This is a genomic window from Ensifer sp. Root142 (genome assembly GCF_001426785.1).
GTDB lineage: Bacteria > Pseudomonadota > Alphaproteobacteria > Rhizobiales > Rhizobiaceae > Ensifer > Ensifer canadensis.
Window position 1 is genome coordinate 21,257 of sequence record NZ_LMFK01000002.1, and the last position, 22,654, is coordinate 43,910.

Sequence of the window (22,654 nt, forward strand, 5' to 3'; positions counted from 1 at the left end):
GAAGAACAAAGCAAGCCTCCACCGAAACGGGCGGCAGAGCGACGCGTTTATCAATCGCCGCTCGCCTCGATTGTCAGAAGACGGGCATGGTCGGCGGTAGCTTCTTTCCGGTCCATTTGACCGAGATGTCGTCGAGCTCACCGCTCTGTTTGATGAAGGAGAGCGTCGTATTTAGCCATTGGCGAAGTTCGAAAGCGTCCTTACGTACGGCAATCGACATGTACTGATTAAACAGGGTGAATTTCGGATCAAACGCAATGTCTGGGCGCGCCTTCTTCAGTTCGCCATACACGGTTTCCGGAATGGCGATGGCGTCAACCTGCTGAGAGATGAGAGCTTGCATCGTCGTTGAGTCGTCTTCAAAGCGCGTAACGACAGCCCCCTCAGGCGCCATTTTGTCGAGGGCAGCCTCCTGCGGCGTGCCGCGGGAGACGCCGATCTTCTTGTCGGCGAGATCTTCGAGCTTTGCGAAAGTGGCGTCCTTCGCGCCCAAAATGACGAGTTGGAAGGTGCTATAGGGCATCGTGAACATCACGGTCTGGGCACGAGCCGGGGTTGGTGACAGTGTGGCGACAACAATGTCGACCTTGTTTGCTTCCAGCGCCGGAATGCGCGCAGCCGTGGTGAACGGAACGATCTCCGCCTTCACTCCAAGATGCTTCGCAATGAGATTGGCCGCATCGACGTCGTAGCCAACGGTCGCACCGCTGCCGTCAATCATGCTGAACGGCGGAGCACCCGCATTGACGCCGATGCGGACCTTGCCGCTTGATATGATCTCGTTGACCGACTGTGCATGCGCACACGCCGCGGCTGCGCAGGCAAACACGGTTGCTGCGATAAATTTGGAAATACCCTTCATAAGCCTCTCCCGAGCTTCGAAAAAACGACACGATCGGCCCGCCATGATCGGCGGACGACAAAGCGTGATCTGGATTATGAACGCGCTCCTCAACGACGTTCGTGAAATCGTTTTCTCAATCCATATCGACACTGTCAAGACCAATTTTGAAATGACTTGCTGGAAGCGGCCGTCTTCTGAAGACCGGAGCCGTCAACGATTTTCCTAACATTGCGCAAAGAAAACCCGCAAATGCACGGCCCTTCCCTCCAAAATTGGTCATTTTCGGTCAAACGATTCATTGGGTTCCTCACGAAAAGATACAAATTTTGGCATCCCTCGAAATTTTGACGGTTGAACCTCTGAGCCAAAGCTGCGATAAATCGATTTCTCAAATGCGCAATGAGGAGACACACTTGGAGCTGGACGCAAAACTGGTTGACGTGGCCAAACGGGCAGGTTGCTCGCCCGCAACGGTGTCGCGTGTGTTGAACAACAATCCTACCGTTAACCTCGGTGTGCGCGAGCGGGTTCTGAAAGCAGCAGCTGACCTTGGCTATGTTCCCAATGGCTCCGCCCGAGCATTGCGGTCGATGAAGTCGCGCCTTGTCGGGGCGGTGATCCCCACGCTCGATCACGCGATCTATGCGACCATGGTCAACAGCCTGCAGGCTCGGCTGGCCGAGAAGGACGTGTCTATAATAATCAGCACTTCTTTCTACGACATCGACATGGAGTGGGAGCAAGTGCGCTTGCTGGTTGAGCGTGGTGTTGAATCGATGATCCTGGTCGGTTCCATCCATCGCAAAGAGACGATAGCACTGCTGGAGCAGAGAAAAATTGCTTACGTCTTTACCTACACATCTGCCTCCACCGACGTAGGCGCCGCCGTAGGATTTGACAATGAAAAGGCGGGCCGGATGGCGGCCAGATACCTCCTCGATCTCGGTCACACGAAACTTGCGATGATCGCCGGCATTACGGAGAACAACGACAGGGCGGCGGCGCGGCGTGACGGCTTCATCGCGGAACTGGAAAAGCAGGGGATCGCGAAATCGGACGCCCCGGTTCTAGAGTCCGCCTACAAGATCGAGGGTGGCCGCAACGCCATGAAACGCCTCATGGAAAGGCCCGAACGGCCGACCGCAGTCTTCTGCGGAAGCGACATCATCGCCGCCGGCGTCATCAAGTACTGCCATGAAAACAACATCGCCGTTCCAGCCGATATCTCGGTGCTTGGCTTCGACAATCTTGAGATCGCTGAACTGACTACGCCAGATCTGACTACAGTAGAAGTGCCCGCCCGCGAAATGGGTATGATGGCTGGAGACTATCTGCTCGCCACGGATGCCCAACGCCAACATATGCGCCAGCGCGAGCTTCCGCTTCGACTAGTAGTTCGTGCCAGCACAGCCCCTATAGCCAGATAGGACGGTTCGATCGTGCAGTTCCTCGTCATCTCTCGACGCCTGACGGAGAAGTGTTTCGAGGCCGACTTCGAGCCAATGGTCCCTCTGGGCGCGCCCGAGCGTGCCCTCTCTATAGCATCGGCTTCACAAGGCAGATTTGGCACCGGGGCGATGAGCCTGGCGCCTTTCAGATCGTCGAGGCAGCTCCCTCGCGGGCGTGCCGGAGCTCGCGACGCTTCCACTCGCAGCAGCCGGCGTGGTCGAGTCCGACATCGTTGAAACGTACGCAGGCTACAACCCCTAACCCACTTCGTGAAAGTCAAGCAATGCAGGACCACAGAGCACTTCTCGTGACCCTCTTCGAAGCAGCGGTAGAAGCTGCCAATCCGAACCACTGCCTCCGTCCTTTCCTGCCCGAAGTTCCACGGGGCCGAACAATCGTCGTCGGCGCAGGAAAGGGTTCCGCGCAGCTAGCCCGAACCCTGGAACAAATCTGGCCGGGTAGGCTCGAGGGCGCAGTGGTGACACGGTATGGCTACGGTGTTGCTTGCGATCATATCGAGGTGTTAGAGGCTTCGCACCCGGTACCCGACGCCGCGGGATTGCGGGCGTCCGAACGGCTGCTCGAACTGGTTCGGGGCCTGACCGCAGACGACCTTGTCATCGCCCTCGTGTGCGGCGGAGGATCGGCTCTGTTGCCGGCTCCGCCCGATGGATTCGAGCTCTCTGATGAAATTGCGTTGAACGAGGCTCTTCTGAAATCGGGGGCGCCCATCTCGGCCATGAACGCGATCCGAAAGCAGTTCTCGCGGATCAAAGGTGGTCGGCTGGCCGCCGCCGCGCATCCCGCGAAGGTGGTCACGCTCATCGTTTCCGACATACCTGGAGACGATCCTTCTCTGGTGTCTTCCGGACCAACAATCCCGAGTGCTGGGAACTCGAGCGACGCGATGGCCATGATTGATCGGTACAGGATCGATCTTCCAGAGAACGTTATCCGCCATCTGCAATCGGCAAGGCAGGCTCCGGAGCCGACCGATCCGGTTTTCGAGCGAAATTCAGTGCACGTCGTCGCATCGGCGAAGGTATCGTTGGAGGCGGCGGCCGCTGCCGCCGCAAGCAAGGGCTTACGAGCAGTAATACTGTCGGACTCTCTTGAGGGAGAGGCTCGCGAGGCAGGCGCCTTCCACGCCGCGATTGCGCGGGAGATCGAACACAACGGCAGGCCGTTCGAACGCCCAGTCGTCCTGCTGTCGGGAGGCGAGACTACAGTGACCGTAAAGGGAAACGGCAAGGGCGGGCGCAACACCGAATTTCTCCTCTCCTTCGCCCTGAACATACTGGGGACTAAACGCATCCACGCGCTTGCCGCAGACACGGATGGCATCGACGGAAGCGAGGATAATGCCGGCGCCTTTGCAGACAGCAGGTGCGTTGATCGCATGCTGTCCCATGGGGTCCGCGCCGACGACCACCTTATGAAGAACGACGCCTGGTCCGCCTTCGCGGCGGTCGGTGATCTCTTCGTGTGCGGACCGACTGGCACGAATGTCAACGACTTCCGCGCGATTCTCATATCATAGCGGTTCGCCACGGAGAGAGCGATGTTCCGAAGACAAGAATTGATCCGCTTCCAGCACTGCGATCCGGCCGGGATCGTTTTCTACCCGCGCTATGTTGAAATGATCAATGCCACCGTCGAAGATTGGTTCGCCGGCGTCGTTGGCGTTGACTTCGCCAAAATCCACGTCGAGATGCAAAGCGCCATCCCGGTGGCCTCGCTTCAGGTCGATTTCCGTGCGCCGTGTCGCCTGGGGGAGATACTGCAATTCGATTTGCTGGTTGAACGGATCGGAACGTCGAGTATCCATCTTTCGATCGCCGGCGCCATCGACGACGCACCGAAGTTCGCAGCGCGCGTCAGCCTCGTCCATGTCAGCAAAGAAGATCATCGACCTCGTGCATGGCCTGACTGGATGAGGAACTCACTCGCTTCGCAGGTTGCGGCCTAGCGGTCGTTGCCCAAGCCTATCCGGTGCGAAGAAACGGTCGTCACGAGGATCGCGCACATCGCGCCATTGCAGTATGAGCTGTGATCCGGCGATGTCCTGTAGGTTCAGGTATCTGCCGAAATGACAGAAAAAGACAGACTGTTTCTGCTTCGACCAGGTTTCGAAGATCCCGCCTATCCGGGCCAGCAATTTTACTGTTGGCATTGTGCCCTCATGGAGGGAGTCCTGGCCTCGTTTCCTGATTTAGCGCGAAAGATCGATGTTGAACGGGTTGCGTGGCCTCGTCCGCGATTGCCCGTCGTTGCTCTGGTAGGAGACATGAATCAGTCCCTACCGCTGCTTGTGCTGGCGGACGGCGAAACATCGAAGCATCAAACCGATGTCTTTCAAGGAAGAGCGTTCATTTCCGAAAAGGACAAGATCCTTGCCGCCCTATCCGAACGGCATGGCTTCCCCAATCCACATCCATAGGCTGTGGGGCTCAGGTTTGATGCCCAATTCTATCGTCGACGTGGTGAACTCGGGCTTTCGGCGAATGAGGTCGAACCCGGTGTTGATCAAGGTCTTCGGCTTCCGGCGGTTCTGCCTTGCCGCCGGCAAATCCGCAGACATGAAAGTTGGTTAGCTACTAAACGGCTATTCCGTTTACTAGGGTCTGTGGGGATTCACAAAAGTCAGTAAATATGGATGGTCATTCCGAGCTCCCTTCTGAGTGGTCAATGCTGAAGGCTCAGCTCTTGTCCGCGACCTGGTCGCGTCGCGTCTGTAGCCCGGCAGCGAATTTGCCGTTCGTGTCCCATTCAGCAAAGTCCTCAATCTCGAAGAGCGGTCGGATGTCGACCTCGCCCGGCATCGGGGACTTCTTCACCCATTCGACGGCCTCTTCCATGCTGCGGACCTGCCACAGCATGAAGCCGGCGATCAACTCCTTAGTCTCGGCGAAAGGCCCGTCGGTGACGGTGCGGTTGATGCCGTCGTAGTGCACGCGCACCGCGGCCGAGGACGGTTTTAGGCCCTCGGCGGCCAGCAGGATGCCGGCTTTGATCAATTCCTCGTTGTACTTGCCCATTGCTTCCATCAACTCGGCGGACGGTATGACGCCGGCTTCGGACTCAATGGTCGCCTTGCCAATCACCATGACCTTCATCGGTCTCCCCATTCGGGCGGTCCGTGCGTGACACCATGTCATCGCGGGTGGCCCTGTCAACATGACGAACGGGGATGCCGAGAACAGACACGGCACCGAAATTATTTTCGCGGCCGCGAGGTTGAGCCCATTCAACCACGCGGAAGTCCACCTTCATGATCTAAACCCGCGAGCGCTCTAAGGAGGGCCGGCATCCTGCCAGCTGTCGATGCAACGAGTGCTGCGACCCGCCGGCAGCGACACTTAGTTTGGGTTCTACTGCGCCCATGTCAGAGACCCAGACGGCAACAAGATAGCACTTGTCTGCTATCGAGCGGAGCCATCTCGCCACGGCGAGTGACCCATTCTCATCCAGCCGGCGTGGTCATGCTCGCGGCGATCATAAATAGCCCGAGCAACCCCACGATCACAAGCGCGATACGGGTTGAGGCGAGACGAGCTTCAAGCGAAGGCTTTTCGGAGATCTCGTTGAAAGCAAGCACGTATACCCCCTTCAACAGCGCAAGCCAACCAAACAGACTTACAATTACGGTCCACGACAACGACCATCGATTGTATAGCACGACCGACATAATTCCGAGTATCAGGGACATAAAGCCGTAAGCAAGCGAGAAGCCACGGTTCTGGATCATGAGCAACTTCACCTGGCGAAGCTGGTCCGGACGGAGGAAGAACACCGCGGCGACGATCAAGGTCAGCCAGCCCCAGAACTGCGCGAGAAAAACGACATTGGTCATGACAGGACCTCCTGGTTGCAAGAATGGATGATGCAGGTGACGGACACCGGCCGGCGTCGCACAGCGCAAGGATTCGCGAGAGCATGGGATCATGTGGCCGACTGTTCCGGAGTGGTATCCGAGCCGCTATTCTGATTAGGCGCTATTGTTCTGGAGCGCTCAGAGAGAGAAGTAACCAACGCCGCACTGCCAAAAGCTGCGCCCACCGTGCAGATACCAGGCCACCCAAAGTGCACCCACGTGATGCCCGCCGAGCCCGACCCGGCCGCCGCCCCGAGGAAGAACAAGCCCGTGAACAGGCCATTTACGCGTCCCCGCGCTTCCGGCCGCAAAAAGTTTATGGCACGCCGGCCCAATGTTTGGTCACCTATCACTCCGAAATCCAACAAGACTGCCGCCGCCACGAGAATCGCCAAGGCAACGTTCGACGAAATTGCCGTCGTTCCGCGGACCAGCGCGTCGCCTCCAACCTCGGCCAACACCATGGCGGCGACCACAGCCAAGTCCGCAAGGATCGTAGCGCCCCACGTCCAGCCACGGTCGCCCGCGCGTCCCGCGATTGGAGCCACGACGGCGCCGGCTGCGCCGGCCAGAGCAAAGAGTGCGATCCCTGTCTGACCCAAGGAAAAGGGAGGTACGGCAAGTCGTAGCGCGACGGCGGTCCAAAAGACTCCGAACGCGCCCATGCAAAGTGCCTGGCAGACCGCGCGTCGCTGCAAGAGCGGTTCCTCCCGTAGGATAGTCCACATGGAGCCAATCAGTTGGAGATATGTCGTGGGGGCGGGAGGACGATGGCGGGGAATCACGAACATCAGAACGGTCGTCAAAGTTGCGACCATGGCCGCGACCACGCCATAGAACCATCGCCAGCCCGCAAGCTCAGCCACCATGCTGGCCGCTGGACGGGACAGCAGTATCCCGATCATGAGTCCACTCATCACATTCCCAACAACCTGGCCGCGTTGCGCTTCCGAACTAAGCTGTGCGGCAACGGGCACGAGCATCTGTATCGCACTCGTTGTCACGCCAGCGACGTAACAGGCTGCAAGGAATAACGAGGGCGTAGGGGCGCAGGCCACCGCGACGAGGGCGGCGACATCGACCGCCAAGGTAGCGACGATCACGGTTCTGTTCTCGGCGAGGTCAGTGAGAGGAACAAGCAAGAACAGGCCGCTCGCATAACCCAACAGAGTGAGCGTGGTGACCAAGCCTGCCTCGCTTGCATCCAGACCGAAGGACGCGCCGATAGGCCCGAGCAAGGATTGCGAGGAGTAGAGACTGAGAACAACAACTCCGACTGCAGCGGCGAACAGCAGCGTGAGCGTGCCGGAAATCTCGGATGCCGGTTCATCACCATCTTGTTCTGGCTTTGTGGGGGATTGAGATAGCATAGCGCTCTTTCACAAATGATTCCGTGCGCCATTTTGCAGTCTTGCCTCAGCTGTGATAATCGCCGCTGTATTTGAATAACTCTTCCGCTTAAAGTGATAATATGGCCAGCCTCGAGCAGTACGAAGCATTCGTGGAAACCATCGAGCAGGGCAGCCTCACGGCTGCCGCGAAGCGCCTGAACCGGTCGCTTCAGTCGGTCAGCCGCGCGCTGGCAACGCTGGAGGGTGAACTCGGGATCGAACTCGTACGACGAACGACACGACGCCTGCATCCCACACCGGCCGGGCTCGCCTTCTACCGACGGCTCGGGTCGGCACTCAAGGACATCGAGGACGCACGAGCCGAAGCGAGCCTGGAGACATCTCGGGTTAGCGGCGTGTTCAGGATCGGCGCATCCATCCTGTTTGCGCCGACCTTCGTCATCCCAACCGCCGTTGCGTTTCTTCACAAGTTTCCCGAGGTGGAGATCGACCTGGTCCTGAATGACACCGCAGCAGATCTAATCGGTGACCGCCTCGACGTTGCCGTTCGGATCGGCGACCTGGGAGCAGCAAGTCTTCGATCGAGAAAGGTCGGGCAGTTGCGTCGCGTCGTCGTTGCGGCTCCTGCCTATCTGGCGCGCCACGGCTACCCGCATGCACCCTCAGATCTGTCTACGCATCTGTGCGTCGTTCGCACGTTCGGCCCCGAAGGCGCTGCCTGGCCACTCACAGTCAATGGCGCTGTGGTGCGAACGCCCGTGCAGGGAACCCTGCGATGCAACGATGCCGCGGCAGCCAATGCCGCCGTGCTGCACGGCGCCGGCATCGGCCTCGCGCCATTATGGCAGGTCCGCAAGGACATCGATGAAGGTCGCCTTGAAGTGCTTCTTTGCAAACACGAGCCGCCGCCAATACAGATCAGTGCAGTCTGGCCGAATAGTATCGAAACTCCCGCTCGAACCCGGCTCTTCGTCGAAATGCTGGTGAACCGGTTGGCTGGCGAGCGAATCTAGTGAACGAATCGCCAACGACGCGCAGCTGCGGGTGCCATTGCTCTCGTTACCGGCGGTACAGTGGCATCGGCCTTCGAACGCTGAAGCAGCGCGGCGAGTGGGACTTGATGAACGCCGTTATGCACACTACGCGTCGGGTCGCCGAGAGCCCGACTTGGCTACGCTGGTTAGAATCGCGGATTCCCTTGGCACATCACCCAACTGGCTACTGGGCGTAGCTCTGACCAGCTCCCAAGACCCACAGCTGTCGGCCTATATCGAGCGGTTCGCAAACGCGGCCAACGGCATGTCCAAGCACGAAATCGAGATGTGCGTGATTCAGGCAGAAGCTGTCGTTGCTGCAAAGTCGCGTAGCTAATTCTGCGCGAACAAGTGCGTTCCCCTTGATACATTATGCGATTTTGTTGCGGCAACATCGTCGCCATATCGTTCACACTGGCGAAAGCATCCGTCGACGCATGAATTTGTTTGGCTGAATCTGTAGTCGCTTGACAAAGCAATCGAGACGCGTTCTATTCCGCTTGCAGACTAAAGATGTAAGACTATCTGCAAGATGGTCTTACTGTGTCTGGTTCCTGGCAAAGTGTCCTCTTGCAGATGTCATAGCGACGTTGGGAGGACGCCGTAATGCACGGAAGCAAGATAGCCCTTAGGGGCGTACCAGATATTATTTCCCACATTGATGCGAATGACGGTATTCGAGGCCGCGCCGGTGTTATCTGGTGGCTCGCCCTCGGTGGCCTGTTCCTTGATGCCTTTGCCAATTCTGCCCTGAGTGCCGGTCTTGGACCAATGACACGCGATCTAGGATTGGATGCGGCGCAGGTCGCTCTGATGACGTCCTTCGCCTCGTGGGTGTCGATTGCGTTCAATCCGATCGGTGGCTGGATGGCCGACCGCTGGGGCCGCATGCGCCCGCTGATCCTCGCAAAATTGATCGCGCTCATTGGGGCGGTACTGGTGATGACGGCCCACTCCTATGAAGTCATCCTTCTGGGACGGTTCTTTGTTGGCGCCGCCTACGGTATCGATTTTGCTATCGCCATGGCTGTGCTTGCCGAATTCACGCCGGCGCGCCTGCGCAGTCGCCTCAATACCTGGCAGGGCATCTGGTACACCGCCGTGTGCACAAATGTGCTTCTCGCCATGCTGTTTTACAGCTGGGACGTGGGCGACTCGATCTGGCGCTATTCCGTCGCTGCAACCGGCGTCTTTGCTTTTGCGATCATGATGCTGCAACTGGTGTTCATGGTTGAAAGCCCGATCTGGCTTGCCCGCAAGGAGCGGCTGGAAGAGGCTGCCCGCGCGATGACCCGCATCTATCATCGTGATTTCATTGCTGCCGTGCCCGAAGACCGTTTGCCGGTTCTGAATCAGGCCCGTCGCGGCATTGCCAATGTCGCCCTGATTTTCCGTGGCATCTATCTGCCGCGCACCATTCTTGCCGCGACCGTCCAGATCGGACAGTCGATTCAGTATTTTGCCGTGGGCTGGTACTTGCCGCTCATCAGTGCAGCGCTCTTCGGCAAGGATTTCCTCTATGCCATGACGGGTACGCTGGTGTTCAACGTATTCGGCATCATCGGCGGCTTCTCTTCGCCGGTCATCGGCCGCGTACTCGGCCTTCGCAAGGCTTCGGCCATCGGCTTTGGTGCGGTTTTCGTCATGCTGGTCATCATGGGCATGTTCCACGACACTATGCCGATCTGGCTCGCGATCATCGTGCCTTCGCTGTTCATCCTTTTCCACTCCGGTGGTCCAGGCGCAAATGGCAAGAGCCTGTCGTCGCTGTCGTTCCGCAGCGAGCTGCGCGCAGGTGCCAACGGCGTTATCGGTGCGCTTGGCGCCATGGGGGCGGCCCTCGGCTTGCTGGTCTTCCCGATCTTCCGTGAGACCTATGGTCTCGGCACGACCTTCCTGATCCTTTCGGTGGTTCCGCTGATTGCCTGCATCATCTGCTCGGTCATTCAATGGGATCCGACCCGCACCACGGTCAGCCCGGACGCCGAACCGGATGCACCACAGTTCGAAGGCGACAAGTAACAAGGGAGGGGAATGTGAACGGACGCAGACAGGTCATTCTGGCCATTGACGAAGGAACGTCCGGAACCCGGGCCGCGCTTGTCGCGGCCGACGGTTCGGTCTCCGCCGTCAACTACACTACGCTTGCCGTATCTTCGCCGCGTCACAACGTAGTGGAGCAGGACGCTGATGTTCTTCTGCAAAAGACCATCGACGTATGCGGCAAAACGATTGCCGCGGCTCGAGATACGGGCCTAGAAATTGCAGCAATAGCAATCGCCACGCAACGCGCAACCGGTGTTTTGTGGGATACCGAGTCCGGCCGGGCGCTGGTTCCAGCCATGGTCTGGCAGGATTCCCGCTATGCCGACGAGCTGAAGCCGCTTGGAGCTGTCTGGGATGCGAAACTCGTGGCGCTCGCAGGGCGCCCGGTTGGTGGACGAGCGATCTATCTATGGGCTGCGCGCCATATGCAAAAGACGCCCGCCGTGCGTGAGGCATGGAAGGCAAGAAGGCTTGCCTTCGGCACTGTCGACAGCTGGCTGCTTTGGAACCTGTCTGAAGAACGGAAAGCCGTCACAACACCGACCAACGCCACATCCGCCGGCGCCTATGTCCTCGGTGAGCATCGCTATTTCACCGACTGGATAGAGGCGCAGGGCTTTCCGGTGGAACTGTTGCCTGAACTGAAGCAGGACGCCGATGATTTCGGCTACACGAGAAAGGAAGTCCTGGGTATTCGCGTGCCGATCAAGGCGTCGTGCGGCGACCAGTTGGGCGGACTTGTCGGTCTTGGCTGCCACGATGCCGGTCTGGCCATGTGCGTGCACGGTACGGGCAGTTTCGTCGATCTTGTGATCGGAAAGCAGACGCCCAAAAATCCCGGTCTCTATGAGGCGACGTTCACCATGACGGCCTGGCGGAGCGACAATCTCTCGCATTTCGCGGTCGAGACCTATGCCGCCACGACCGGATCGGCGCTCAACTGGCTTTGCAATGAAATGCGCTGGTTCGAGAATGCCAAAGAGGTTAGCGAACTGGCTTCGACGGTTTCGTCTTCCGATGGTCTCTTCTTTATGCCGACGCTGACGGGATTGCGCCAGCCGAACATCGTGCCGGATGGCAGAGCATCGCTGACCGGGCTTTCTTTGGCCCACAGCCGGGCGCATCTCGCGCATGCCATTCTGGAGGGCATTGCACATTCGGTTGTTTCCTGTGCTGAGGCGAGCTCGGAGGTAGCAGGCGTTCCGGTTCGGGAAGTAGTGGCTGGCGGAGGGCTTTCCTCGAGTGATGCGCTGCTGCAGCTACAGGCTGATCTGAGCGGGGTTCCGGTGCGGCGCATGGCGGATCAGGATCGTGCCAGCCTACGTGGCACCGCGTTTCTGGCTGGCAGCGAGGGATTGCTCTGGAGCGACCTTGCGGAGGCTCGCGCCACGCTACCCGAAGGCAATCTTTTCATCCCCAAGGCCAGCGAAGCGGAAAGACAGGACCGTCGAGCCCGATGGCATTCCCTTACGGATGAGGAAGTCGCACGCGTTCAATCCGGTCACTACCGCTAGTTTTTTTAACGCGCATTTTTCCGAGGAACGATCACACTTTTCGGAATGCGCTCCAACAGGAGTTGAAATGCTGAATCTGCGCTCCCGGCGCGCGGACAAGGAACGCGCCCGGATGATCCGCACCGAACCACTAAGGTTGAACCGGTCGGAACAGGAAGACCGTCTTGCCGCTGAAACCTACGATATTCTGATCGTAGGCGGCGGCGTGACCGGTGCCTACTGTGCCTTCGATGCAAGTCTGCGCGGCTTTCGTGTCGCGCTGATCGAGAAAGATGATTTTGCATCAGGTACATCGTCAAAATCATCCAAGATGGTGCATGGCGGCTTGCGCTATATCGAACAGGGTAATCTTGGGCTCGTGCGCCATTCTCTGCTTGAACGCCAGCGCCTCAGGCGTAATGCAGGCCATCTGGTTCAGCGCTTGCCTTTTCTGTTCCCTATTCTTGAACGGGATGGCGTGTTCGATGCGCGCTTCGCCAAGGCGTTTGAAGGGTTACTCTGGACATATGACCTGGCTGGAGGCTGGCGCGAAGGCATTCTGCACCAGAAGCTGACCGCCGCCGAAGTGCTGGCGCATTGCCCGACTTTCAAGGACGAATATCTGCGCGGTGGGCTCATGTACTTCGATGCCCGCGTTGATGATGCACGCTTGACGCTGGCGCTTGCCCGCTCTGCCGGCTTCCATGGAGCTACGGTTCTCAACCACTCGAAGGTCGCCGAGATTACCCGCAGTTCGGGGCGGGTCGACGGTGCAATCGTTCACACCGTTGAGGGCAAGGAAATTAGGGTGCACGCCAAGACCGTCATCATGGCGACGGGGGTGTGGCTACGAGACTGGATGGGGCTTGGCAAGGACGGCGAAAAGCCGTTGCATGTGCGCCCAGCCAAAGGCGTTCACGTGGCGATCCCTTGGTTGAAGATTCGCAATGACTGCACTGTAACGGTGCCGGTGCCGGGTCGCAGCCGCCGTGCGACAATCACGCGCTGGGGCAATGTCTCCTATCTCGGAACGACCGACGAGGATTACCAGGGAGATCTTGACGACGTGCATTGCACGCGTCGCGAACTCGATTTCCTGATCGAAGGCGCCTGCAGCGCGCTCAATATTGACCTGACGCCGGACGATGTCGTCGGCAGCATTGCCGGGTGCCGCCCGCTGGTGGCCGCTTCATCAGGTGGCAGCACCATGGACGTCAAACGCGACCATTCCGTGCATGTTGCGCCTGACGGCCTCGTCACGATCGTGGGCGGCAAGCTGACGACCTCTCGCCATATGGCCGAACAGACGGTGGACGCCGCCGCGAGAGTTCTCGGCGACCGCCGCCGCTGTACCACGAAGAAGGCATTTCTGTTGGGCGCTGCCGGCTATGACGCGCAAGCAATCGTGGCGTCTGGCGGTATGGAGGCGCATCTGGGCGAGCGTTACGGCACGGAAGCGCGCTTTGTGAGCGATCTGATCGCGGCGCGCCCGGAACTGGCCAAGCCGGTTGTGAATGGCTTGCCCTATACCGGCGGCGAAGTCGTCTACGCCGCGCGGCACGAGCTTGCCCGGACAATCGACGACGTGCTTTCGCGCCGTATGCGTGCCCGTCTGATGGCGCGCGATGCCTCGGCCCGCGCGGCCGCGAAGGTGGGCGCCTTGCTGGGGGAGGAACTTGGTCTTCCCCAGGCCGAAATCGACCAACAGGTCGCAGCCTATATTGCCGCGACCGAAAAAGAAAAGTCCATTCTCACAGGAGCGAACTGAACATGATCAGCAAGGAAGCCATCAAGCGCGGTTACAATCGCGGAAATTATGTCGTCGGTGCCCCGACCCAACCGCACTATGCCGGTAACATCACCGAAATTGGCACCAAGGCCGATCTGGCTCAGAATGCCGTTTCAGTCGAAGCTGCTCTCGTGAAGAAACTGCGCGAGATTGCAGACGAGGTTATGACCGAGCGGGATGATCTCGTCGTGAACACTCGGGACTGGTGGGCCCGTACGATGATCGCGGAAACGAGTGGAAAGCCTGCGACGGTTGATGGCGTGTTCGTCCGTGTTTCGACGGTTGAGCAGGTGCAGGCTGTCATGCACCTTGCGCATGAAGCCAAGGTGCCGGTCACGGTTTCTGCCGGGCGCTCCAACGTCACGGGCGCGGCCCTGCCTCTGCGCGGCGGCATCGTGCTCGATGTCTGCGCACTCAATCGCCTTGTAAGCTTCGATCCCGATAGCCAGATCGTTGAAGTTGAAGCTGGCATGTTCGGCGATATTTTTGAGGAAACCATCCAGCGCGACTACGGCATGACCATGGGACATTGGCCATCCTCGTTCGGTATCAGCACTGTCGGAGGCTGGATCGCCTGCCGCGGCGCGGGCCAGCTTTCCACTCGCTACGGCAAGATTGAAGACATGGTCTACGGCATGGAAGTCGTGCTGGCCGACGGTTCGCTGGTGACCGTCGGAAACTATGCCCGCGCGGCCGTCGGGCCGGATCTGCAGCAGCTCTTCATCGGTTCGGAAGGCACGCTCGGCATCATCGTAAGGGCGCGCCTGAAACTGCATCGCCTGCCGGACTATGCCCGCGCCATCGCATTTGGCTTCAAGAGCTTTGCCATCGGTCTGGAAGCCTGCCGCCGTATCATGCAGGGCGGCGCCAATCCGGCAGCGTTGCGTCTTTATGACGAGCTGGAAAGCGGTGTGCAGTTCGGTTTGCCGGAAAGCAACGTGCTGCTGATTGCCGATGAAGGCGCGAAGGAAATGGTCGATGCCGTGATGGCGATCAGCGAAAAAGTGTGCGCCGAACTCGGTGACAAGCTCGATGGCGATACTATCTTCGAGAAGTGGCTCGATACGCGTTATCTCACCGGCAAGAGCGCCGAGGGCTTCAAGCGCAGCCGAGGCTTTGTTGCAGATACGCTGGAAATGACCGGCTGCTGGCGTGATCTTCCCGCAATCTACGACGAGGTTGTTGCCGCCATTAACGCAGTCCCGGGCACACTTGCTGGTTCGGCGCACCAGTCGCATGCCTATGTCGATGGTGCCTGCCTCTACTTTTCGCTGCGCGGCGACGTGGGCGTGGAAAAACGCGCCGAGTGGTATCGAGCTGCATGGGATGCTGCCAACGCTGTACTCATCAAATATGGTGCGGCATTGAGCCATCATCACGGCGTTGGGATGCTGCGAGCGCCCTATATGAAGGACGCATTGGGATCAGCATTTCCGCTACTGGAGACCGTGAAGCAGGCACTCGATCCGGACAATCTGCTCAACCCCGGCAAGCTCGGACTTTCGCTCGACATGCCAAGAGACGGGAATTAACGGAATGACATTGGACAGGACGATCGGCGAGCGGCTTTTGCGGGCGCCAGTCATGGCAACGCTATATGGTGTCGATAATGTTCAGGCTTTTCTGGACAGCAAGGCGGAGGTAGGCATCGTCGCCAACATCGCTTTGCGACATGTTGCGGAGGTGCTGAGTGCACTTAAGAAAAGCAACAAGCTGATCGTTCTGAACATCGACAGTTGCGAGGGCCTGTCACAGGACAAAGGAGCCATCGAATTCCTTGCCGACATAGGCATTTCGATTTTGCTTTCGACCCGCGTCCCAACAATCCAGAAGGCTGCGCAATGCGGCCTTCTCACCATGCAAAAGGTCTTTGTGACAGACCGCTCCACCTGGCCTCGTAGTGTTAAAGCGATTGCGCAAAGCGCCCCCAACCTGGTGCAGCTGATGCCCTCGCCGATGCTCGACTACTTAGGGATGGATGAGAAGCGGAAGCTGCCGCCGATCGTAGCATCCGGCTTCGTCTGTAACGAGGCCGACGTCGAGACCGCTCTATCGCGCGGTGCGGTCGCCGTCTCTTCAAGTAACAAGGCGATCTGGAATTTCAAGCGTTCGAAGATGCCACCTCATGGTCGCCAAAGGTAGGACATGCCCAAAACTTTTTATCAGGTAATCGCGTACTATCACTCCAAACCCGGTTGTGGCGATGCTGTGGAGGCCAGACTTCACGAATTGGCGATGGCCAGCCGAGCCGAGAGTGGGAACATCGCCTACGCGTTTTATCGGTCGCCGGAGAACACCGATCATTTCGCGATTCTCGAAGAATACGTCGATGAAGCTGCCTTCGGCGCTCACCGCTGCAGCGCGCATTTCCAAACGATTGCATTGGAGAAGATCGTGCCAATGCTCGAGACACGAAACGTCAAGGGATTTGTGTGTTCGCGCTGACGGTCAGTGACCAAGTCTACACGAATGGAATGACCATCATGAAAAACTTTGTCTTCAATACCGCCAAATCAATTGTTTTTGAGGCGGGCGCCAATGCGCGCATCGCCGAGATTGTTGGACTGACGCTTGGTCCACGTGTCGTGCTCGTGACTGACAGGGGGCTGCGCCGCCTTGGCCTCATCGATCCCGCGCTGGCATCGTTCGCGAAAGCCGGAATTGAGGTCGCTATTTTCGATGACATCGCTGTCGACCCACCAGAATGCAACGTCCAGGATCTCGCGGCCTTCATCACGGCGTGGGGGGCAACCGGCGTGATTGCTATCGGAGGGGGCTCGCCGATGGACGTGGCCAAGGTGGCGTCACTGGTCGCCAAGACCGGCCAGTCGCTCAACGAGGTATTCGGGGTAAACGTTGCGAAGGGACCGCGCATGCCGCTGGTTCTTGTGCCGACCACAGCCGGCACCGGTTCCGAAGTTACGCCGATCGCGATCATAACGACCAACGGAGCTGAAAAGAAGGGAGTTGTCTCCCCACTCTTGCTTCCGGACATTGCGATTCTCGACGCCGAACTGACACTTGGCCTGCCGCCAACGGTGACCGCGGCGTCTGGCATCGACGCTATGGTGCATGCCATCGAATCCTATGCGTCTGCTTCCCCCACGAACAATCCGATCTCCAGCGGCCTGTCCAAACAGGCACTGCAATTGCTTGGTGCCCACATTCGCGAAGCTGTATTCAATGGTCATAATACTGTGGCACGCGGCGCGATGCTTCTCGGTTCGCTGCTTGCAGGACAAGCCTTTGCTAACTCGCCGGTCGCTGCCGTGCATGCGCTAGCCTATCCAATCGGCGGGCATTTTCACGTACCTCACGGGCTCTCCAACGCATTGGTACTAACGCATGTGCTTCGTTTCAATCTTCCGCGGGCGGCAAATGCGTACGCTGAAATTGCGGCTTACGCTTTCCCTGATTTGGCGCAACTGCCCTTCGAAACGCGGGCGACTGCCTTCATCGATGCGCTCGATCAGCTTGGCAGAGAGCTGAACATTCCACGGACACTGCGGGAGGTGGGCATTCCAAGACATGCCTTACCTATGCTTGCGCGCGAGGCGATGAAGCAGACCCGTTTGCTCGTGAACAACCCTCGAGATGTTACCGAAGCTAACGCGCTGGCGATCTATGAGGCTGCTTTTTAGCAGTTACTTCGAAGCCTAGAAATTCGATTTTCTCGAGAAGCGAAGTGATCGAAAAAATGCGCAGTCGCAAAGCTCCTGACGCGAGCTTCCGAAGTTCTCCTTGATCGCCGCCCTGAGATTTTGGACCAGATGAATACGGTCAGCCACCTGGCGTGCTACAGGTTTTCGGCGTCAACGATATCGAGACGGCCGAGCTGATCGCGCGCAGGGTCGGCAAGACGGATGTCAATTACATCACCCGGCCATGGAGCGAAGGCAAGAACTCGTCGTCCGAACACATCTCGCCTAGTGACCTCATCAACGCGGATGAGATCATGCGCGTACCGGAAGGCAGGATGATCCTGCTGAGACAGGGGCAGCGGCCGGCCTGGGCCAAGAAGCTTCGATATTACGACGACCCGGAAATCACAGGCCCGTATGATCCGTCATGAATGACGGGACAGACCGGCGTCGCCAACTTTTGTTCCTTGTAGGTCCGAGATATCATCGGCCGTGACATCGCCGGAATGCTGTCCTCGAGAGGCCAGCAAAAAAGAACGCACCAGGCGCCGGCAGCCTCGCGGCCAGAGCCAGTTCGCGCGTGGCTTGACCGGTTAAGAGCCTCGTTTCGGAGGATCAGCATCGCGGCGGCCAACGGCCGGGATCCGGCAAGCCTAGGCCCGGCAAGTCATTCCGCTTGATNGGCTTGACCGGTTAAGAGCCTCGTTTCGGAGGATCAGCATCGCGGCGGCCAACGGCCGGGATCCGGCAAGCCTAGGCCCGGCAAGTCATTCCGCTTGATCGTTGGGGCGTGGCCAACGATTTGAACAAGGGCTTGTCCGGCCCTCATTGCAATGGAGCGCGCGCAACGTTCGCGTGCTCTGAGGACTTGTCCGAAGATCGGTCCGCAGCCCAGCTGCGGGCCGCTTTTGATATGCGTGATTTCGTCGCCATCCCTCACTCGGGGGAGGAGCGCTCCGCATCCACAATGGCCTGCAACTGCGACTGCGTGAATGTCTTCATGTCAGTCCTTTCTCGCTTCCAGCTTGAGAAGCTCACCTACCATTTTCGAAAAACTCATGAGCGCGCGAACTCCAGCAAGGGTCCGATATCGTGGTTATCGGCCGCCCGAAGTGCAGCAACATAATGGGCTCGGGTCTTGCCCGCATCGACCAGATTTGCCCGGCCCCAGCTAAATGGCGGTCGTCCAAGCTGGCGCCCGAGCAGATCGCCCGCCAGGCGAGAAAATCGGCCGTTTCCGTTTGGGAAGGGATGGATTACCACTAGCCTGTGGCTGAACCGGACAGCGATCTCGTCGGGTGGAAAGGTCTCGTGTTCGACCCAATAGCGCACGTCGTCAGCCACCTGCCTGACATCCATTGCAATGCGATAGGGATCGACGCCGATGTTTCTAGGTGTTGTCCGGTAATGGCCAGCCCAATGCCAAACGTCCCCAAACATGCGGCGGTGCAACTCACTGAGGAATTCCTGGTCGAGCGGGTCCCTTTTTCGCGACGTCGCCCATCGCAAGCCTTCGCCGATGTTAACTTGCTCGGCCTCGTTCAATTCGTGCCGCAAGGTGATGTAGGAGGGAATGAGCTGTTCCCGTTCCTCAGCGGTTAGCGGCGTATTTGCTTCATCGTCGTCGTGGAAAAGAGGGCCCTCCTCCATAGAGTCAATCCTCTTCCCACAGGCGTCGCCCAGCGTCTGCAAGCAAAGCGTCGATAAGCCGGCGACGTTCGTCCTCCAGGTCCGACTTGATCAACGCCTGGTTTTCCAGACGCATCGTATGATCGAGTCGCGTCATCTCCTCACCGACCTTTTCGGCCGCGCGCTCGCGAAGGATATCGTCAAGCGGCTTGATCGGCACGAAAGCGTAGACAAAGGTGCAATTCATTGCCGCGGCCGCTTCCCGTAGCGTCCTGATCGTTGTCGCTCCCGAAACTTCAGCCTTCTCGATTGCCGGTATGCGGGACGGAGCGGCACCCATGCGCATGGCGAGCTGGCGCGTAGTCATGCCGAGGGCCTCGCGGATGGCCTTCATCCAACCACGTGGCGGCGAAATGAGCTCTAGGTCTCGCACCGGCGCCAGACGTCGTTCCAACTGTTTTCGAGCGAGGGCCGCTTGTTTTTTGTTCATATATTTATGTCCATTTTCGAAGAAAATAGCATATAAAAATGAGCAATGATATCCGAATTGAGCATTTAAAAGTATTCAGCGCGAGTTACAGCGATCACAAATATATGCGCAATAGCTCAGCAGCTAGGTCCAGACAGCCGCGAGTTTCGAGCACAAGCTGTCGTTGGAGAAGCACCGCCGCTAGAGAGGTGATCGATGAGACCTTGCGCCGAGCCCTGAAACCGGCATGCCACTTTTAAGTGTTCGCGACCTNCGCTTGTTTTTTGTTCATATATTTATGTCCATTTTCGAAGAAAATAGCATATAAAAATGAGCAATGATATCCGAATTGAGCATTTAAAAGTATTCAGCGGGAGTTAGAGCGATTACAAATATATGCGCAATAGCTCAGCAGCTAGGTCCAGATAGCCGCGAGTTTCGAGCGATGGACAATCGGCCAAGCTGTCGTTGGAGAAGCACCGCCGCTAGAGAGGTGATCGATGAGACCTTGCGCCGAGCCCTGAAACCGGCATGCCACTTTTAAGTGTTCGCGACCTMGTCGCGAATTGAGGAGAGGCAGCATGGTAGTCGACAGCTTGCCGGGTTTTAACGGATGTCCGTATGCTTCCTTGGGCATGCCCCTCCATCGGGGCAGGCCCGCGCGACTAAGTGCATGCCCTATAGCGAAGCCGCCTAGGCAAGCTGGTAAACCAGCTGGGCTGCAGCAAGATCGGCAAGCCCGGAGCCCACACTCTTGAAACAGGTGATCTGGTCCGGGTTCGTGCGTGCGAACTCGTTGTTGCGACAAAGATCTGTCAATGTCCCCAGGAGGGCGTTATGTCCAATCACACCGGCGGCAAGGGGCTTGATAAGTTCTCCTGCTTCCTCAACCGCGACCGTGCTATCGATGTAGATAGACGAGCGACGCATCACTTCATCATCTGCCTCTAGCATATCTGGGGTAAAGGCCCCGACGAGATCGACGTGAGCGCCAGGTTTTAGCCACTCGCCTCGAATGACGGGCGCAGTTGCAAGCGTTGCGGCGCTGACGATGTCAGCTGCTTCGATTGCGGTTTTAATGTCCGCCGTCGATTCAGCGGGAAGGCCACGGTCTCGCAGGGAGGAGTCGAGACGATCGGCTTGTTCGTGATGGATGTCCCAGATGACGATGCGCCGAACCGGTCGTACAGCTACATAGGCGTCCGCGATTAGGCTTCCCACGCGCCCAGCGCCTAGAATGACAAGCGATGAGGCGTCCTCTCGCGAGAGATATTTGGCCGCAAGCGCCGATGTTGCCACAGTGCGCCGGCTCGTCAGCGTGTTTCCGTCCATGAGCGCCAATTGCTCGCCCGTAACGGCGTCGTAGAGCATGTATGTCGATACGACAGCAGGCAGCCTACGCTTCATGTTACCCGGCATGATGGTCACCAGCTTCACGCCAAGAAAGTGATCTTCGACAAATTGGTCGCAGAGTGCGGGACCGATCTCTCGGCCTGACCGAATGCCAAGCACTTCACCTCCTGGCTATGCCTCTCGCCAAGCAACAAAATCTCCGGCGGCAAGGTGTTGTCCTCACGAACCCGACGATCTGGCAGCCGGGCCGCGGCGCTACTGCGGCTTGCCGCGGTTGCGGTCGGGCGCACTGAGACCGCGCTGGGCGCATTCTATCGGCGTTGGTCCGCACGTGTTGGCAAGGCCAAGGCGGTCACCGCAACCGCCCGCAAAATCGCCGTCTTGTTCTACAACACGCTGCGGCACGGGATGGAATACAGTGATCCGGGAGCCTCCTATTACGAGGAGAGTTACCGTCGACGCGCCCTCAACAATCTCGAACGAAGGGCAAGGTCGCTTGGCTACACACTACAGCCCGCGTCAACGCCCGCCTGAGTGTTTCTTAGGAATGCCGGACAAGTCCACCGGCAGTTGCAAATCTTTTCACCCCGGAAAACGATAGCGAATCAGTTGTATTTGCGACGGGGACATATAATGCGATTCTTCCTTGGCTTTCTCGCGTTCGGTGCGCTCATTGCCGCCTCCATCCTCGTCTTGCCCAGCTTCGTTTCGAGCGAATGGATGCGCGCCGAACTCAGCCGAAAGCTCTCGACTGCAACAGGCAGCTCAATTGCCTTGAACGGCCCCGTCAGGCTGTCCGTATTCCCACATATGGCGGTGGTTGCCGAAACTGTCGTGCTCTCGAGCGAAGAAGCGGGCGTCACAGCCGAAATCGGAGAGGTTGCGGGCTCAGTGACACTCTCCTCCCTCTGGTCGGATCGCTTGCACATCAAGGAGATCAGGCTGGTTCAGCCGATCCTCACATTGCACGAGAAGACAGGCAAAGCATCGCCCACAGAAGGCGGCAAGCTGGGCCGAGCCAAACCAGGCGATCCGCTTGCCGCGCTTGTCACTTTCCTGGAGCGAAGTGCAATCGACTCGGTCACGGTTGTCAGTGGCACTTTGAGACAGCAAAGCACTGCCGGTGCGAAGCAGGTCATAACCGATATCGACCTTTCACTCGCAGTACCCGACATCGACGATCNCGGTTGTCAGTGGCACTTTGAGACAGCAAAGCACTGCCGGTGCGAAGCAGGTCATAACCGATATCGACCTTTCACTCGCAGTACCCGACATCGACGATCAACTTTCCCTTTCGGCGAGCGCCCGTATCGAGGAACGGCGCTACCAGATGACGCTCGCGATCTCCTCCGTGCGCCCGTTGCTTGAACGACAGCCAGCTGACCTGAGCCTTTCCTTCGAGGCGGATCCCGCCCCCGTCCCCGGGCTCTCCGCATTCGAGGCCACCGGACAAGTCGCCCTCAACACCAATGGCAGCTACCAGATCCGCGGCGGCAAATTGCTTGTTGGAGACGAGGCTCTTGGCCTCGACGCACTCTTCATACCCGGCAATCGCCCGCGGTTTCTCGCTGACATCGACGCTGACCGGTTGGACCTGAGCGCATTTCTTGAGGCTACTACCTCGGCTTCGTCGCAACCCAACGCGAAATCGGAGAAGTCGGGCGCTTCGACGGGTTTGCAG

General features: G+C 58.5%; 21 protein-coding genes and 3 pseudogenes. 17 read left to right on the top strand and 7 right to left on the bottom strand.

All coding sequences use genetic code 11. The annotated features are described in order from the left end of the window. Nucleotides 1–73: 73 nt before the first annotated feature. A complete protein-coding gene (locus tag ASD52_RS04970) occupies nt 74–994 on the bottom strand; it encodes a transporter substrate-binding domain-containing protein (protein ID WP_244445442.1) in 921 nt (306 codons plus the stop codon). 176 nt (nt 995–1,170) lie between these two features. Here ASD52_RS04970 and ASD52_RS04975 point away from each other — a divergent pair, with 176 nt between their 5' ends. The 4 genes from ASD52_RS04975 (at nt 1,171) to ASD52_RS36845 (ending at nt 4,733) form a co-directional block, all read left to right on the top strand. Further along, the gene (locus ASD52_RS04975) at nt 1,171–2,271 is read left to right on the top strand and encodes a LacI family DNA-binding transcriptional regulator (protein ID WP_244445441.1); all 1,101 of its coding nucleotides are present in this window, start codon (nt 1,171–1,173) and stop codon (nt 2,269–2,271) included. 305 nt (nt 2,272–2,576) lie between these two features. Then, entirely contained in the window at nt 2,577–3,833 is a 1,257-nt protein-coding gene (locus tag ASD52_RS04980) for a glycerate kinase (RefSeq protein WP_025429772.1), read from the top strand. A gap of 39 nt (nt 3,834–3,872) precedes the next feature. Beyond that, on the top strand, nt 3,873–4,262 hold the full coding sequence (locus ASD52_RS04985) for a thioesterase family protein (RefSeq protein ID WP_192434042.1): 390 nt from the start codon (nt 3,873–3,875) through the stop codon (nt 4,260–4,262). Nucleotides 4,263–4,382: 120 nt separating this feature from the next. Then, complete coding sequence (locus tag ASD52_RS36845; RefSeq protein WP_082571729.1) at nt 4,383–4,733, top strand: DUF3088 domain-containing protein; 351 nt, start codon at nt 4,383–4,385, stop codon at nt 4,731–4,733. 259 nt (nt 4,734–4,992) lie between these two features. On the opposite strand, the gene ASD52_RS04995 is transcribed toward ASD52_RS36845, so the two are convergent. The 3 genes from ASD52_RS04995 to ASD52_RS05005 all read right to left on the bottom strand — a co-directional run bounded on the left by ASD52_RS04995 (nt 4,993) and on the right by ASD52_RS05005 (nt 7,537). Beyond that, on the bottom strand, nt 4,993–5,409 hold the full coding sequence (locus ASD52_RS04995; RefSeq protein WP_057223472.1) for a YciI family protein: 417 nt from the start codon (nt 5,407–5,409) through the stop codon (nt 4,993–4,995). A gap of 347 nt (nt 5,410–5,756) precedes the next feature. After that, the gene (locus ASD52_RS05000; RefSeq protein ID WP_057223474.1) at nt 5,757–6,146 is read right to left on the bottom strand and encodes a hypothetical protein; all 390 of its coding nucleotides are present in this window, start codon (nt 6,144–6,146) and stop codon (nt 5,757–5,759) included. 89 nt (nt 6,147–6,235) lie between these two features. Beyond that, entirely contained in the window at nt 6,236–7,537 is a 1,302-nt protein-coding gene (locus tag ASD52_RS05005; protein ID WP_082571730.1) for an MFS transporter, read from the bottom strand. A gap of 101 nt (nt 7,538–7,638) precedes the next feature. Between ASD52_RS05005 and ASD52_RS05010 the strand changes: the two genes are divergently transcribed. The 10 genes from ASD52_RS05010 to ASD52_RS05055 all read left to right on the top strand — a co-directional run bounded on the left by ASD52_RS05010 (nt 7,639) and on the right by ASD52_RS05055 (nt 17,953). Beyond that, on the top strand, nt 7,639–8,532 hold the full coding sequence (locus tag ASD52_RS05010) for a LysR family transcriptional regulator (protein ID WP_025429766.1): 894 nt from the start codon (nt 7,639–7,641) through the stop codon (nt 8,530–8,532). Nucleotides 8,533–8,557: 25 nt separating this feature from the next. Next, nucleotides 8,558–8,890: a helix-turn-helix transcriptional regulator gene (locus tag ASD52_RS05015; protein WP_051509262.1), complete on the top strand. Its 333-nt coding sequence runs from the start codon at nt 8,558–8,560 to the stop codon at nt 8,888–8,890. A gap of 269 nt (nt 8,891–9,159) precedes the next feature. Further along, entirely contained in the window at nt 9,160–10,575 is a 1,416-nt protein-coding gene (locus tag ASD52_RS05020; protein WP_057223476.1) for an MFS transporter, read from the top strand. Nucleotides 10,576–10,589: 14 nt separating this feature from the next. Continuing rightward, the gene (locus tag ASD52_RS05025; protein WP_025429763.1) at nt 10,590–12,113 is read left to right on the top strand and encodes an FGGY family carbohydrate kinase; all 1,524 of its coding nucleotides are present in this window, start codon (nt 10,590–10,592) and stop codon (nt 12,111–12,113) included. Between the two features lie 67 nt (nt 12,114–12,180). Next, the gene (locus ASD52_RS05030; protein WP_025429762.1) at nt 12,181–13,860 is read left to right on the top strand and encodes a glycerol-3-phosphate dehydrogenase/oxidase; all 1,680 of its coding nucleotides are present in this window, start codon (nt 12,181–12,183) and stop codon (nt 13,858–13,860) included. 2 nt (nt 13,861–13,862) lie between these two features. Further along, the gene (locus tag ASD52_RS05035) at nt 13,863–15,413 is read left to right on the top strand and encodes an FAD-binding oxidoreductase (protein ID WP_057223478.1); all 1,551 of its coding nucleotides are present in this window, start codon (nt 13,863–13,865) and stop codon (nt 15,411–15,413) included. 4 nt (nt 15,414–15,417) lie between these two features. Then, nucleotides 15,418–16,023 carry a glycerol-3-phosphate responsive antiterminator gene (locus ASD52_RS05040; RefSeq protein ID WP_198956874.1) on the top strand — a complete coding sequence of 202 codons (606 nt, stop codon included), beginning with the start codon at nt 15,418–15,420 and terminating at the stop codon, nt 16,021–16,023. Between the two features lie 3 nt (nt 16,024–16,026). Further along, nucleotides 16,027–16,326, top strand: a complete 300-nt coding sequence (locus ASD52_RS05045) for a putative quinol monooxygenase (RefSeq protein ID WP_057213325.1) — start codon at nt 16,027–16,029, stop codon at nt 16,324–16,326. 38 nt (nt 16,327–16,364) lie between these two features. Beyond that, nucleotides 16,365–17,522, top strand: coding sequence for an iron-containing alcohol dehydrogenase (locus tag ASD52_RS05050; protein WP_057223680.1), 1,158 nt, complete (start codon nt 16,365–16,367; stop codon nt 17,520–17,522). A gap of 152 nt (nt 17,523–17,674) precedes the next feature. After that, nucleotides 17,675–17,953 carry a type IV secretory system conjugative DNA transfer family protein gene (locus tag ASD52_RS05055; protein ID WP_025429757.1) on the top strand — a complete coding sequence of 93 codons (279 nt, stop codon included), beginning with the start codon at nt 17,675–17,677 and terminating at the stop codon, nt 17,951–17,953. 625 nt (nt 17,954–18,578) lie between these two features. Here the strand turns inward: ASD52_RS05055 and ASD52_RS05060 are convergent. From ASD52_RS05060 to ASD52_RS05070, 3 genes are all read right to left on the bottom strand, one after another. Then, nucleotides 18,579–19,172 (bottom strand): mobile mystery protein B, encoded by a 594-nt coding sequence (locus ASD52_RS05060; protein ID WP_057223480.1) that lies wholly within the window; start codon nt 19,170–19,172, stop codon nt 18,579–18,581. 4 nt (nt 19,173–19,176) lie between these two features. Next, a complete protein-coding gene (locus ASD52_RS05065) occupies nt 19,177–19,641 on the bottom strand; it encodes a mobile mystery protein A (protein WP_025429754.1) in 465 nt (154 codons plus the stop codon). A gap of 672 nt (nt 19,642–20,313) precedes the next feature. Next, nucleotides 20,314–21,105 carry an ornithine cyclodeaminase family protein gene (locus ASD52_RS05070; RefSeq protein ID WP_244497432.1) on the bottom strand — a complete coding sequence of 264 codons (792 nt, stop codon included), beginning with the start codon at nt 21,103–21,105 and terminating at the stop codon, nt 20,314–20,316. Between ASD52_RS05070 and ASD52_RS36850 the strand changes: the two are divergent. The 3 pseudogenes from ASD52_RS36850 to ASD52_RS39735 all read left to right on the top strand — a co-directional run. Next, nucleotides 21,079–21,507: pseudogene (locus tag ASD52_RS36850) on the top strand (transposase); the annotation flags it as partial. The gene ASD52_RS05070 and the pseudogene ASD52_RS36850 overlap by 27 nt on opposite strands. A 186-nt stretch (nt 21,508–21,693) precedes the next feature. Then, nucleotides 21,694–22,156: pseudogene (locus tag ASD52_RS39730) on the top strand (membrane assembly protein AsmA); the annotation flags it as partial. 18 nt (nt 22,157–22,174) lie between these two features. Then, nucleotides 22,175–22,654, top strand: a pseudogene (locus ASD52_RS39735) (membrane assembly protein AsmA); the annotation flags it as partial.

Excerpts from the sequence above, each read along its gene's own strand:
- ASD52_RS04980 (WP_025429772.1), top strand. The coding sequence starts at position 2,577 with ATGCAGGACCACAGAGCACTTCTCGTGACCCTCTTCGAAGCAGCGGTA.
- ASD52_RS36845 (WP_082571729.1), top strand. The coding sequence starts at position 4,383 with ATGACAGAAAAAGACAGACTGTTTCTGCTTCGACCAGGTTTCGAAGAT.
- ASD52_RS04995 (WP_057223472.1), bottom strand. The coding sequence starts at position 5,409 with ATGAAGGTCATGGTGATTGGCAAGGCGACCATTGAGTCCGAAGCCGGC.
- ASD52_RS05000 (WP_057223474.1), bottom strand. The coding sequence starts at position 6,146 with ATGACCAATGTCGTTTTTCTCGCGCAGTTCTGGGGCTGGCTGACCTTG.
- ASD52_RS05005 (WP_082571730.1), bottom strand. The coding sequence starts at position 7,537 with ATGCTATCTCAATCCCCCACAAAGCCAGAACAAGATGGTGATGAACCG.
- ASD52_RS05010 (WP_025429766.1), top strand. The coding sequence starts at position 7,639 with ATGGCCAGCCTCGAGCAGTACGAAGCATTCGTGGAAACCATCGAGCAG.
- ASD52_RS05020 (WP_057223476.1), top strand. The coding sequence starts at position 9,160 with ATGCACGGAAGCAAGATAGCCCTTAGGGGCGTACCAGATATTATTTCC.
- ASD52_RS05030 (WP_025429762.1), top strand. The coding sequence starts at position 12,181 with ATGCTGAATCTGCGCTCCCGGCGCGCGGACAAGGAACGCGCCCGGATG.
- ASD52_RS05035 (WP_057223478.1), top strand. The coding sequence starts at position 13,863 with ATGATCAGCAAGGAAGCCATCAAGCGCGGTTACAATCGCGGAAATTAT.
- ASD52_RS05040 (WP_198956874.1), top strand. The coding sequence starts at position 15,418 with ATGACATTGGACAGGACGATCGGCGAGCGGCTTTTGCGGGCGCCAGTC.
- ASD52_RS05045 (WP_057213325.1), top strand. The coding sequence starts at position 16,027 with ATGCCCAAAACTTTTTATCAGGTAATCGCGTACTATCACTCCAAACCC.
- ASD52_RS05050 (WP_057223680.1), top strand. The coding sequence starts at position 16,365 with ATGAAAAACTTTGTCTTCAATACCGCCAAATCAATTGTTTTTGAGGCG.
- ASD52_RS05060 (WP_057223480.1), bottom strand. The coding sequence starts at position 19,172 with ATGGAGGAGGGCCCTCTTTTCCACGACGACGATGAAGCAAATACGCCG.
- ASD52_RS05065 (WP_025429754.1), bottom strand. The coding sequence starts at position 19,641 with ATGAACAAAAAACAAGCGGCCCTCGCTCGAAAACAGTTGGAACGACGT.